Consider the following 12,563-nt stretch of genomic DNA (forward strand, 5'->3'; position numbering starts at 1 on the left):
CTGACCGGTCACCAGCGCGCACGGCCAGGGCTGCGCGCCGGCCCGGTCCGAGGTGATCAACGACTCGCCCGGACACGCCGCCGAGGAGGACGCGGACCCCGCGGAAAGTTACGGTGAGCGGCATGTGTGGAATCGTCGGATACGCAGGCCCCCGCGCCGCAGCCCCCTCCTCCCGTCCCGTGGACGTCGCCCTCCAGGGCCTCGCCCGCCTCGAGTACCGCGGATACGATTCCGCGGGTGTCGCCGTCCTGGATGACGGCAAGGTGCGCGTGACCAAGCGCGCCGGCAAGCTCGCCAACCTCCGCGAGGCGCTCGAGGGCGACTCCGAGACCTCCGGCCGGGTCGCCATCGCGCACACCCGCTGGGCCACGCACGGCGCGCCGACCGACGGCAACGCCCACCCCCACCTCGGCGGCCGCGACGGTGAGCTCGCCCTGGTCCACAACGGCATCATCGAGAACTTCGCCTCGCTGCGCGCCGAGCTCGAGGCCGACGGCTACACCTTCGCCTCCGAGACCGACTCCGAGGCCGCCGCCCACCTGGTCGCGCGCGAGATGGAGGCCGCCGGTGACCTCACCGAGGCCATGCGCCGCGCCGCCGCCTCCCTCGAGGGCGCCTTCACGCTCCTGGCCGTCCACCGCGACGCGCCGGACGTCGTCGTCGCCGCCCGCCGCAACTCCCCGCTCGTCGTCGGCCTCGGCGAGGGCGAGAACTTCCTCGGCTCGGACGTCGCCGCCTTCGTCGACTCCACCAAGGAGGCGCTCGAGATCGGCCAGGACCAGGTCGTCACCGTCTCCGCGGACGACGTGAAGATCATCGACTTCGACGGCAACGAGGTCACCGACGCCAAGCGCTACACCATCGAGTGGGACGCCGCCGCCGCGCAGAAGGGCGGCTACGACTCCTTCATGGCCAAGGAGATCCACGAGCAGGCCAGCGCCGTCGCCGACACCCTCCGCGGGCGTCTCGAGAACGGCGCGCTGCAGCTGGACGAGATGGCGATCGACCCCTCCGTCCTGCGCAGCGTCGACAAGATCGTCGTGGTCGCCTGCGGCACCGCCGCCAACGCCGGGGCCGTGGCCAAGTACGCCATCGAGCACTGGTGCCGCATCCCCACCGAGGTCGAGCTCGCCCACGAGTTCCGCTACCGCGACCCGGTCGTCACCGAGAAGACCCTGGTCGTGGCGATCTCCCAGTCCGGCGAGACCATGGACACCCTGATGGCCGTGCGCCACGCCCGCGAGCAGGGCGCGAAGGTCATCGCCATCTGCAACACCCACGGCTCCACCATCCCGCGCGAGTCCGACGCGGCGCTGTACCTGCACGTCGGCCCCGAGATCGCGGTGGCCTCCACCAAGGCGTACCTCGGCCAGATCACGGCCTGCTACCTGCTGGGCCTGTTCCTCGCCCAGGTGCGCGGCAACCTCTACCCCGACGAGATCGCGGCGCTCATGGCCGACCTCGAGAAGATCCCTGAGCAGATCCAGCAGGTGCTGGACAACGCCGGGCAGGTCGAGCAGCTGGCCAAGGACATGAAGGACACGTCCTCGGTGCTGTTCCTGGGCCGCCACGTCGGCTACCCGACCGCGATGGAGGGCGCGCTCAAGCTCAAGGAGATCGCCTACATCCACGCCGAGGGCTTTGCCGCCGGCGAGCTCAAGCACGGCCCGATCGCGCTGGTCGAGGAGGGGCAGCCGGTGTTCGTCATCGTCCCCTCCCCGAACGGCCGCCACTCCCTGCACTCCAAGGTCGTCTCCAACATCCAGGAGGTGCGCGCCCGCGGCGCCCGCACCCTGGTGATCGCCGAGGAGGGCGACGACGCGGTGGTGCCGTACGCGGACGAGGTCATCCGGATCCCCGCGACCCGGACCCTGTTCGCGGCGCTGCTGACCGTGATCCCGCTGCAGATCTTCTCCTGCGAGCTGGCGACCGCGAAGGGCCTGGACGTGGACCAGCCCCGCAACCTCGCGAAGTCCGTCACCGTGGAGTGACCCTCCCCGCCCGACCCCCGAGGAGTGCAGTCCCGCCACGGGCAGTGCACACCGCGCCCCGGCCGAGCGCCGGGGGTGTGATACTGCCCTGGTGAGCACCCTCTCCAGCACGACGCCCGGCCCCGACGATCCGTTCGGCGGCCGGGCGTTCGTGCCTCGGAACGACGGGACCGTGGTGGGCGTGGGCGTGGATGTGGTCGACATCCCGCGGCTGACCGCGATGATCGAGCGCACCCCGGCCCTGCTCCAGCGCCTGCTCACCCCCGGGGAGCAGGGTCTCTCCGCTGCGTCGCGCGCCGCCCGGGTCGCCGCGAAGGAGGCGGTCGGCAAGGCGCTCGGCTCGCCCGGCGACTTCTCCTGGCAGGACGTCACCGTCGAGCGCGAGGCGCTCAGCCGCCCCCACCTGCGCCTGCGCGGGGCGACGCTGCGCGCCGCCGAGGCGGCCGGGGTCCAGCACCTGCACCTCTCCCTCTCGCATGACGGCGCGATCGCCACCGCCATCGTCATCGCCGAGCGCGGCCGGCCCGCGGGCGGGCCGACGGGGGAGCGGACCACCGGAGAAGGGACGTCGTCATGATCCACGGATACTCCGCCGCCGCGGTCCGCGCCGCCGAGCAGCCCCTGCTCGCGGCCGGTGAGCCGCTCATGCTCCGCGCTGCCGCGGCCCTGGCCACCCATGCCGCCGAGCGCCTGCGGGCGAGCGGCTCCCCGTCGGCCGACGGGCCTGTCGACGGCACCACCACCAGCACTCCCGCCACCAGCACTCCCACCACCGACCCGACCACCCCTCGGGTCCTCGTCCTCGCGGGCGCCGGGGCGAACGGCGGCGACGGTCTCCATGCCGCGGCGATCCTGCGCCGCGAGCACGGCATCCCCGCGGACGCGATCGCGACCGCCTCCTCCGTCCACGACGAGGGCGCCGAGGCACTCCGGGACGCGGGCGGCACGATCCACCCGTCGGCCGACCTTCCCGAGGAGCAGCTGCGCGACCTGCTCGCCGACGCCGAGCTGGTCCTGGACGCGATCCTCGGGATCGGCGGCCGGCCCGAGGTGCCCGGCGCGCTGCGTCCCCTTCTCGCCGCGGTCCGCGAGTCGGGGGTGCCCGTGCTCGCCGTCGACCTGCCGAGCTTCGTCGACGCCACCACCGGCGAGGCCGCACTCGAGACGCTGCCCGCCGCGGCGACCGTGACCTTCGGCGCCGTGAAGGTCGGTCTGCTGCTGCCCGGCGGGGCCGAGCTCGCCGGGGACCTGCACCTCGTCGACATCGGCCTCGGGCCGTACCTGGACGGTTTCGCCGCGAACGGCGCCGCCGCGGACGCCCCCGATGCTGAGGCCTCCGGCGCCGCTGACGCCTCCGCCACAGCCACCGCCGCCGACGACCGCGCCCCGCACGTCCTCCGCCTCGAGGACGCGGACGTGCGCGCCCTGTTCCCCGTCCCCGGCCGCGACGACTCGAAGTACACCCGCGGCGTGCTCGCGATCGCCGCCGGCAGCGAGCAGTTCCCCGGCGCCGCGGTGCTCGCCGTGTCCGGGGCGGCCCGGGCCGGAGCCGGGATGATCCGCTGCCTCGCCCCGCGCGAGGTGCTCGACCTCGTGCTGCGCGTCCGCCCGGAGGCCGTGGTCCACCCCGTCGGCCCCGGCCGCTCCACCCAGCGGATCCTGGACGACCAGACCCTCGCCCGCACGTCGGCCGTCGTCGTCGGCCCCGGCCTGCCGGGCGACGACCCGCGCGCCCTGCGCGGTGTGGCGATGCTCGCAGGCGAGGGCACCGGCCCCCGCCGCGGCGTGATCGACGCGGGCGCCCTGCAGGCGGTCACCGCTGCGCATCGCTTCGGCCCGGACACCGTCCTCACCCCGCACCGCGGGGAGGCCGAGCGGCTCGCCCGCCGCCTCGAGGTCGACCCCGACCTGCCCGGCCCCGAGCTCGCCCGCGCGCTCGCCGCCGCGACCGGCGCGACCGTGCTGCTGAAAGGGGCGATCACCCTGGTCGCACCCGGGAACGGCGGGGCGCTGCGCACCCAGGACGACGCCACCTCCTACCTCGCCACCGCCGGGACCGGGGATGTGCTCGCCGGGATCCTCGGCACCCTCCTCGCCGCGGGCCTTCCCGGACCCGACGCGGCCGCGCTCGCCGCCCTGCTGCACGGCCGGGCCGGGCGCCTCGCCTCCGGCGGCGGCAGCCACCCGCTGGTCGCGCTCGAGGTCGCCGATCGCCTCCCCGAGACCATCGGGACTATCCTGGCCACCGCCCAGGACCTGACCCGAGGAGCCCGATGACCATCCCGATCCCTGCCGAGGACCCTCGGCACGTGCCCAATCGGGCGGTCATCGACCCCGCGGCGATCACCCAGAACACCCGGGCGCTCGGCACCCTGCTCGAGGAGCAGACCGCGCTCATGGCGGTCGTGAAGGCCGACGGCTACGGGCACGGGATGCTCACCGCCGCCCGCGCCGCGATCGAGGGCGGCGCGACCTGGCTCGGCGTCGCCCATCCCGCCAGCGCCCTCGCCCTCGCCCGCGCGGGCCTGGACGCGCAGATCCTGTGCTGGCTGTACGAGCCGCACACCGCGAAGATCGTCCTGCCCGAGGTGCTCTCCGCCGGGGTCGACGTGGCCGTCGGCTCCATGGACATGCTGGCGCTGGTCTCCGCGGCGGCGCGCGAGGCGGACCGCCGTGCCCGCGTGCACCTGAAGATCGACACCGGCATGGGCCGCAACGGCGTCCTGCCCTGGCAGGTGCGCGAGATCGGCGCGGCCATGCGCGAGGACGACTTCATCCAGGTCACCGCCGCGTGGACCCACCTCACCAGCGCCGACGAGGTGGACGACCCCGCCACCGACCAGCAGGTGGAGATCTTCGACTCCTGCGTCAGGGCGCTCGAGGACGAGGTGGGCCCGATCCCGCTGCAGCACCTCGCGAACTCCGCCGCGACCCTCACCCGTCCGGACCTGCACCGCGACATCGTCCGCCCCGGCATCGCGCTGTACGGCTACCCGCCGGTGCCTGCCGACATCGCCCTGCGCCCCGCCATGACCCTCACCAGCAGCCTCGCGCTGGTCAAGGAGGTCCCCGAGGGGCAGAGCATCGGCTACGGCCGCATCCACCGCACCTCCCGCGCGACCCGCCTCGGCCTCGTGCCGATCGGCTACGCCGACGGCCTCCACCGCGCCGCGAGCGACCGGATCGAGGTGCTCGTGCGCACCGAGTCCGGCGACCGCCGCGTCCCGCAGGTGGGCCGGATCAGCATGGACCAGATCGTGGTCGACCTCGGCCCCGACTCCACCGCCCGCCCCGGCGACAAGGTGGTCCTCTTCGGCGACGCCGGCGGCGAGCCCGACGCCCCCTCGGCCCCCACCGCCGAGCACTGGGCCCGCGCCGCCGGCACCATCCCCTACGAGGTCCTCACCTCCGTCTCCGGCCGGGTCACCCGGCGGGTGCTCTCATGAGCGCGCCGGCAGGGCAGGGCGCGGCCGACGGAAGCCTGGTGCTGCGCACCCGGGACGCCGACGGCACCCGCGCCATCGCCCGCGCGCTCGCCGGAGCGCTCCGTCCCGGGGACCTGTTGGTCCTGGACGGACCCCTCGGCGCCGGGAAGACCACCTTCACCCAGGGCCTCGGCGAGGGCCTCGGCGTGCGCGGCCCCGTCGCCTCGCCCACCTTCGTCATCGAGCGGGTCCACCCGAACCTCGGGGATGGCCCGGACCTCGTGCACGTGGACGCCTACCGCCTCGGCGGCGAGGGCGAGATCGACGACCTCGACCTCGAGGCCGACCTCGACCGCGCCGTGACCGTCGTGGAGTGGGGCCGCGACCGGGTCGAGCACCTCGCCGACTCCGTGCTGCTCGTCGAGCTCGAGCGCCCCGACCACGTCGACGACCCGCTGGACCCCGACGAGCCCCGCACCCTGCGCCTGCACCCGCGCGGCCCGCGCTGGGACGGCGCCGCGATCGCCCGCCTCGAGGAGACCCTCGCCGGGCTCGGCGAGTCGGCCGACGGGATCACCTCGGCCGGGGATATGGCCGACGGAACCGCCACGACTGCTTCGACCACCTCCGGGGAGGACCGCTGATGCTGCTGGGTATCGACACGTCCGGCGCGGTGAGCGTCGCCGTCGCCCGCGGGGAGCTGCCCGCCGCGGGAGCTGTCGGCGGCGCCGCCGGACACACGAGCGCTGCGGGCGGGCCCGAGGTGCTCGCCGTGCGCGCCGACACCCGCTCCCGTCACCACGACGAGGTGCTCCTGACCCTCATCGACCAGACCCTGCAGGCCGCGGGCACCACCCGCGGGGAGCTGACCGGCGTGGTCGTCGGCCGCGGACCGGGCCCGTTCACTGGGCTGCGGGTGGGGCTCGTCTCCGCGCGCAGCATCGCCGAGGTGCTCGGTGTGCCGCTGCACGGGCTGAGCTCGCTCGACGCCCTCGCCCATCAGGCGCTCGCCGAGCTCGACGCCGCGGCTGAGAATGCCGGGAAGGGGGCAGGGGAGGAGCGCCGCGAGGTGACCGTCGGCGTCGCCCTGGACGCGCGCCGCCGCGAGGTCTACCACGCCCGCTACCGCCGCGGCGCGGACGGGATCGTGGAGCGGATCCAGGACCCGGCCGTGGACGCGCCGGCCGACGTCGCCGCGACCCTCACCGCCTGCGACGTGCTCGTCGGCTCCGGCACCGCGCTGTACCCGGAGCTGCTGCCCGCCACCGCCGAGCTCTCCCACGTCGACGCGGGGCACCTGATCCTCGCCGCCGCCGCGCTGTCGGCGCGGGGCGTGGACCTCACGAGCACCGAGCCGATGTACCTGCGCGAGCCGGACGCCGCCCTGCCGAGCGCCCGCAAGTCCACGCTGGGTCGCTGAGATGCCCGCGCAGGACGCGACGCCGGAGCCCGGTCCGTCGGTGCAGGGCGGGGACGACCCGTCGGCGCAGAGCGCTGGTGACTCGTCGGCGCAGGGCCGGGACGGCTCGTCGGCCCTGGCCTGGTCGCTGCGCCCGGCGACCCTCGAGGACGTCGAGGAGATCGCCTTCGCCGAGCTCGAGCTGTTCCCGGACGAGGCCTGGAGCGTGTTCCAGCTCGCCGAGGAGATCGAGCACCCCGATCGCCGCTACGTCGTCGCCGTCGGTGCGCGCGCGGGCGACGGTCCCGCGAGCCTGGCGAGCCCCGTCCCGGGCGGCAGCGCGGCGGGGGAGGGGCCGCTGCTGGGCTACGCCGGGATCATGCTCGCCGGCGACATCGCCGACCTGCACACCATCGGCACCCGGGTCGCGCGCCGCGGCATCGGCCGGGCGCTGCTCGCCTGGTGCGAGGAGCAGGCGCTCGCCGGCGGCGCGGAGCGGATGCTGCTCGAGGTGCGCGAGGACAACGAGCGCGCCCGCGCGTTCTACACGCGGGCCGGGTACACCGAGATCGGCCGCCGACCCGGCTACTACCGGATCCGCGGCCGACGCATCGACGCCCTGGTCATGGAGCGCACCCTCGCAGCGCCCGGCGGCCCGACCGCCTGAGGCCGCCGGGTGCCTGAGCCGGCGGCCTGAGCCCGTTGCCGGGCCCCGACGGGCCGCCCGGCCCCCGTCGGCCGCCCCTCACACGAAGTCGCGGACCTTCTGGAACAGGTCGGGGTACCGCGCATCCAGGCGCTTCTCCGCGATCCGCAGACCCACCAGGAACACGGCCGTCCCGGCCACGAGGGCGAGCACCCCGGCGAGGAGCATCAAGGGCAGGCTGCCCACGACCGCGCCCCAGATGCCGATGCCGATCGCGGGGATCAGCGGCACGAACACCACCAGCATCGCCAGGCCCATCGCGAGCATCGCGTTGGAGGACGAGGCGGACTTGTCCTTCATCGGGTTCGTGCCGGGCGGGGAGCTGGGGTAGGGCAGCAGCGTCCCGACCACCATGGAGGTGCCCCAGCCGCAGGCCATCGCGCCGAGCGCCCCCATGACCGCCAGCGGCATCAGCTCCGGCATCCCGTACAGCAGCGGCAGGCCGATCGTCACCACCAGTGCCCCGGGCACCATGAGCAGCGCCATCGCGGCGGTGCGGCCCAGCAGGTTCGCGCGGGAGGGCAGGTCGCCGACGATGTTGATCCAGCCATTGGGGCCGTCGAAGCCGATCTCGTTGGACAGGCTGATCCCGGTCATCCCGCACATGAACACCGCCATCCCCAGCATCATCGGCCGGGACTCGGGGATCATGAACCCCATCGCCACGAAGAACACGATGATCACGGGGTAGATGCCGAGCGCGGCGAGGTAGCGGGTGTCGCGGCGCCAGTACTTCAGAGCTCTGCCCATCACGGCGCCGAAGGGGCCTGCAGGCACGAAGCGCGGCACGAGCGGGGCGACCTTCGCCTCGCCGGAAGAGGCGTCGCCCGACAGCGCCGAGGTGAGCGCCAGGTCGATCGAGCGCCGCCACCACAGCCACACCAGTACGATGGTCGCCGCACCGATCAGGGCGCGCAGCAGGGCGGTGAGCACCCGTCCCTCGGCGAGGTCCATGGGCACGGCGAACAGGGCGCCGAACGGGGTCCAGGCGAGGGTCTCGACGACCCGCGGCAGCCAGGCGAGCACCAGGTCGATGTTCAGGGTGTCGATGCGCTGCATGGACAGGGAGAAGGCGTAGATCGCCACGAACATCAGCACGAAGCCGGCGATCCCGCCCATCTCGCGACCGCTGCGTGAGGTGGTGCGGCTCGCGGAGTGGGCGAACCAGGCGCGCGGCAGCAGCAGGCACAGCGCATAGCCGGCGAGGTTCGCGGGGATCAGCGCGAGCGCAGCGAGCACGATCCACAGCGCACCCTGCCCGAACACGATCAGCCACAGCAGCTCGAAGGCGGTGGCGATCCCGATCGCGACCAGGGTGAACAGGCTCGGCAGGGAGAGCGCCGCGGCGGCGAACAGGCCCGGCTGCAGCTCCCCGGCGGTGCGGGGGAACAGCGCGAAGGCGCGCGGGTCCAGGGTGTCGTCGATCCCGAAGGCGAACAGCGGGATCAGCAGCCAGATCAGCACCGTGAGCGCGCCGAGGCCGCGCAGGATCAGGGGGAACAGCTCACCCTCCCCGGCCCAGATCGTGGTGGCGAGGAAGGCGAACACGAGCCCTACCAGGCCCGCCAGCCCGTACAGCGCCCCGAAGGAGGTGCCGACGATCTTGCCGACGTTCTTGCGGTAGGACCGCTTCCACAGCGTCCACTTGAGCTTCAGCTGCATGCGCAGCAGGCCGCGCGCCGTGAGCGCGCCGGTGCTGACATGGGCGCGGGCGGCGGTCGCCTCGTGCTCGGTGCTCAGGACTCCAACCACGGCAGGCTCCCCTCCGCGAGGTCCCCGCCGCCGACGAGGTCGATGAAGGTCTGCACGAGGCTTCCGCCCTGGCGGACCTCGTCCAGCGTCCCGTCGGCCAGCAGCTCGCCCTTGGCGATGATGGCGACGTGGCTGCACAGCCCCTCGACCAGCTCCATGACGTGGCTGGAGAGGACCACGGTGCCGCCGCCGCCCACGTAGGCAGTGAGGATGCGGCGGATGACCTGGGCGGAGACGGGGTCGACCGCCTCCAGCGGCTCGTCCAGCACGAGCAGGCGCGGAGCGTGCAGCAGGGCGCCGGCGAGGAGGATCTTCTTGGTCATGCCGGCGGAGTAGTCCACCACCAGCTTCCCGTCCTCCCCGGCGAGGTCCAGCGCCGCCAGCAGCGACTCGGTCCGCTCCTCGACCACGGCCGGGTCCATGCCGCGGATGAGGCCCTGGTAGGTGAGAAGCTCCCGACCGGTCAGCCTGTCGAAGGTCTTCAGCCCGTCGGCGAGGACGCCGAGCACGGCCTTGGCGGCGTGGGGCTCGGCCCACATGTCGTGGCCGAGCACATGGGCGGTGCCGTCGTCGGGGCGCAGCAGCCCGGTCGCCATGGAGAGGGTGGTGGTCTTGCCGGCGCCGTTGGGGCCGACGATCCCGTAGAACGAGCCGCGCGGCACGTCCAGGGACAGGCCGTGGACCACCTCGGTGCCGGCGAAGGACTTGCGCAGCCCCCGGATCGACAGTGCCGCGTCGGTGGCGACCGCGGCGGAGGCGTGCACCGGGGCGGCCGCGCCCTGCAGGGGCGCCGGCTGCGGTGGCGTCGGGGAGGAGGACGGGGTCTCGGTGTGCATGCGCTCACGCTAGTGCGCCGGGTCCTCCGCCGGACCCCCTCGGTCGGTGCGGTTGGGCACGACCTTCGTCTGCCCCCGAACCCGCAGGGCTCCGCCCCACGAGGTGAGCGGGCTCCGCCCCTCGACGTGCGGAATCCGATCCGGGGACGGCGGCGAGCCCCGGAAGACGCGTGACTAGGATGCCCCTGAGCCACCGTGGCTCGGACGGAAGGAGCCCCATGTCGAAGCTGCGCCCCACCCCGCGACCCCCGGGCATGGCGCCCGAGGTCGAGGAGATCCCCATGGGGATCCGACGGGCGGCCTCCTGGTCCTGGCGCCTGGTGGTCATCGTCGCCGCCGGTGCGCTGCTGCTCTGGGGGCTGCTGCAGGTCACCACGATCGTCATCCCGCTGCTCATCGCGATCCTGCTCGCCTCCCTGCTCACCCCGTTCGTCAAGGTCCTCACCCGCTACACCTTCCTCGGCCGCGGGGCCGCCAGCGGCATCGCGCTGCTGGGCCTGCTGCTCGTGATCGCGGGGATGTCCACCCTCGCCGGCCGTCAGCTGATCGACCAGTGGGACGACATCCAGACCCGTGCCGTGCAGGGCTTCCAGGCCCTGCTCACCTGGTCGCAGGACAGCTTCGGGATCGATACCCCGATGATCAACTCCGCGATCGACGAGGGGCTGCGCCAGCTCCAGAACTACTCCGGCCAGCTGGTCTCCGGCGCGGTGACCACCGCGGCGACGCTCGGCAACATCGGCACCGGCATCGTCGTGGCGCTGTTCTCCCTGTTCTTCCTGCTCTCGGGCGGGGCGGGGATCTGGCGCTGGGTGGTGGGCCTGCTGCCGCCCGCCGCGCGCGTTCCCACCCATGAGGCATTCCGCCGCGGCTGGAAGGCCCTGTCGGCCTACATGCGCACCCAGATCCTGGTCGCCGCCGTGGACGCGACCGGCATCGCCATCGGCATGATCGCCCTGAGCCTCGGCTCCTACGCGGTGCCGATCTGGCTGCTGGTCTTCCTGTTCTCCTTCATCCCGCTGGTCGGCGCGATCGTCTCCGGTGCCATCGCGATGCTGCTGGTCCTCGTGCTCAACGGCTGGGTCGGCGCGCTCATCATGCTCGCGGTGGTCCTCGCGGTGCAGCAGATCGAGGGCAACGTGCTCCAGCCCTTCCTCATGGGCAAGGCCGTGGAGATCCACCCGCTCGGCGTGTTCCTCGGCGTGGCAGTCGGCGCGATGATCGCCGGCATTCCCGGCGCGCTCTTCGCGATCCCGCTGATCGCCTTCGTCAACGCCACCCTCCTGTACGTGGTGGGCAGGGATCCGAGCCCGGAACTCGGGGAGGACAAGGCGAGCGCGGAGCACTTCGCCGCCCTCACCCGGCGCACCCCGGTGACGGCCGGCGCGACCGCCGGCACCTCGGCCTCCGACGCGGGGACCGCGCACGGCCTCACCCGGAAGCCCCTGACCCGAGCCGGCTCCACCTCCGCCGAGGACGCCCCGACCGTGGACGACGAACGCGCCTCCGAGGGTGCGTCGCCGTCGGCCGATCCGTCGGCCGGCTCCGAGGGCACCTCGGTCGACCCGGCGACGTCGGCCGACGGGAGCTCCTCCGCCGACGGTCCCACCCCGGCCGACGGTCCCACCCCGGCAGACGCGGGCTCGTCGACCGACGGCCCCACCCTGCCCGACGGGGGCGACGCCCCGCGGCCCGCCGGCTCCTGAGCCGGTTCCCTCCCACACAGCGAGAAGCGCCCTTCCCGGACTCCCGGGGAGGGCGCTTCTCGATGCTGCGGACCGTGCGGTGCGCAGGGCACCGGCGCGGCCGTGGGGTCAGCCCTTGTAGGGCTTGGCCGCGAGGATCTCGATCGGGAAGGACTTCCCGTTCGGCGCGGTGTAGTCGACCTTGTCGCCGACCTTGGAGCCGTGGATCGCGCTGCCCAGCGGCGACTCGGTGGAGTAGACCTCCAGGTCGTCGTCACCGTCGGCGATCTCGCGGTTGCCCAGCAGGAAGGTGCGCTCCTTGCCGGCGAGCGAGATCTTCACGACCATGCCCGGCTCGACGACGCCGTCGTCCTCGGGGGCCTCACCGACCACGGCGTTCTTCAGCAGGCGCTGCAGGTCCGCGATGCGGGCCTCCATCTTGCCCTGCTCCTCGCGGGCGGCGTGGTAGCCGCCGTTCTCCTTGAGGTCGCCCTCGTCGCGAGCCGCGGCGATGCGCTCGGCGATCTCGGTGCGGCCGGGCCCCTCGAGCTCGGCGAGCTCCTTGGCCAGGCGGTCGTACGCGTCCTGGGTGAGCCAGGCGCCATTCGGCTGGCTGCTCATGGGTTCACTCCTGTCGTCCTGTTCGGTGCGCGGGGAAAGACCCCTGAAACGCAGATCACGGGGCACATGTCCTCATGCGCCCCGTGTCGGGTGATGAATGATGACCGGCACTGCGCCGGTTCCGGACAACAGTACACGCACCGTCTCG

Annotated in this window: 11 protein-coding genes; 8 read left to right on the plus strand and 3 right to left on the minus strand. The window is 73.7% G+C overall.

Annotation, left to right across the window (positions count from 1 at the left end; all coding sequences use genetic code 11):
* Positions 1-122: 122 nt before the first annotated feature.
* The 7 genes from glmS to HNR70_RS02570 all read left to right on the plus strand — a co-directional run bounded on the left by glmS (position 123) and on the right by HNR70_RS02570 (position 7,482).
* Complete coding sequence (gene glmS / locus HNR70_RS02540; RefSeq protein ID WP_184324271.1) at positions 123-1,991, plus strand: glutamine--fructose-6-phosphate transaminase (isomerizing); 1,869 nt, start codon at positions 123-125, stop codon at positions 1,989-1,991.
* A 220-nt stretch (positions 1,992-2,211) separates the two neighbouring features.
* Complete coding sequence (locus HNR70_RS02545; RefSeq protein WP_246375378.1) at positions 2,212-2,568, plus strand: holo-ACP synthase; 357 nt, start codon at positions 2,212-2,214, stop codon at positions 2,566-2,568.
* Positions 2,565-4,268, plus strand: coding sequence for an NAD(P)H-hydrate dehydratase (locus HNR70_RS02550; protein ID WP_184324273.1), 1,704 nt, complete (start codon positions 2,565-2,567; stop codon positions 4,266-4,268). The genes HNR70_RS02545 and HNR70_RS02550 overlap by 4 nt, the downstream gene beginning before the upstream one ends.
* Positions 4,265-5,437, plus strand: a complete 1,173-nt coding sequence (gene alr / locus HNR70_RS02555; protein ID WP_184324274.1) for an alanine racemase — start codon at positions 4,265-4,267, stop codon at positions 5,435-5,437. Before HNR70_RS02550 ends, alr begins: the two co-directional genes overlap by 4 nt.
* Complete coding sequence (gene tsaE / locus HNR70_RS02560; RefSeq protein ID WP_184324275.1) at positions 5,434-6,060, plus strand: tRNA (adenosine(37)-N6)-threonylcarbamoyltransferase complex ATPase subunit type 1 TsaE; 627 nt, start codon at positions 5,434-5,436, stop codon at positions 6,058-6,060. The genes alr and tsaE overlap by 4 nt, the downstream gene beginning before the upstream one ends.
* On the plus strand, positions 6,060-6,836 hold the full coding sequence (tsaB, locus tag HNR70_RS02565; protein WP_184324276.1) for a tRNA (adenosine(37)-N6)-threonylcarbamoyltransferase complex dimerization subunit type 1 TsaB: 777 nt from the start codon (positions 6,060-6,062) through the stop codon (positions 6,834-6,836). The genes tsaE and tsaB overlap by 1 nt, the downstream gene beginning before the upstream one ends.
* Position 6,837: 1 nt before the next feature.
* Positions 6,838-7,482, plus strand: a complete 645-nt coding sequence (locus tag HNR70_RS02570) for a GNAT family N-acetyltransferase (RefSeq protein WP_184324277.1) — start codon at positions 6,838-6,840, stop codon at positions 7,480-7,482.
* A gap of 78 nt (positions 7,483-7,560) precedes the next feature.
* Here the strand turns inward: HNR70_RS02570 and HNR70_RS02575 are convergent, their stop codons facing one another.
* Positions 7,561-9,273, minus strand: coding sequence for a hypothetical protein (locus tag HNR70_RS02575; protein WP_184324278.1), 1,713 nt, complete (start codon positions 9,271-9,273; stop codon positions 7,561-7,563).
* Positions 9,258-10,109: an ABC transporter ATP-binding protein gene (locus HNR70_RS02580; RefSeq protein ID WP_184324279.1), complete on the minus strand. Its 852-nt coding sequence runs from the start codon at positions 10,107-10,109 to the stop codon at positions 9,258-9,260. Before HNR70_RS02580 ends, HNR70_RS02575 begins: the two co-directional genes overlap by 16 nt.
* 218 nt (positions 10,110-10,327) lie before the next feature.
* Between HNR70_RS02580 and HNR70_RS02585 the strand changes: the two genes are divergently transcribed.
* A complete protein-coding gene (locus tag HNR70_RS02585; protein ID WP_221421079.1) occupies positions 10,328-11,815 on the plus strand; it encodes an AI-2E family transporter in 1,488 nt (495 codons plus the stop codon).
* Between the two features lie 108 nt (positions 11,816-11,923).
* Here the strand turns inward: HNR70_RS02585 and greA are convergent, their stop codons facing one another.
* Positions 11,924-12,415, minus strand: a complete 492-nt coding sequence (greA, locus tag HNR70_RS02590) for a transcription elongation factor GreA (protein ID WP_184324280.1) — start codon at positions 12,413-12,415, stop codon at positions 11,924-11,926.
* Between the last annotated feature and the right edge of the window lie 148 nt (positions 12,416-12,563).

This window comes from Brachybacterium aquaticum, assembly GCF_014204755.1.
Classification (GTDB): Bacteria; Actinomycetota; Actinomycetes; order Actinomycetales; family Dermabacteraceae; genus Brachybacterium; species Brachybacterium aquaticum.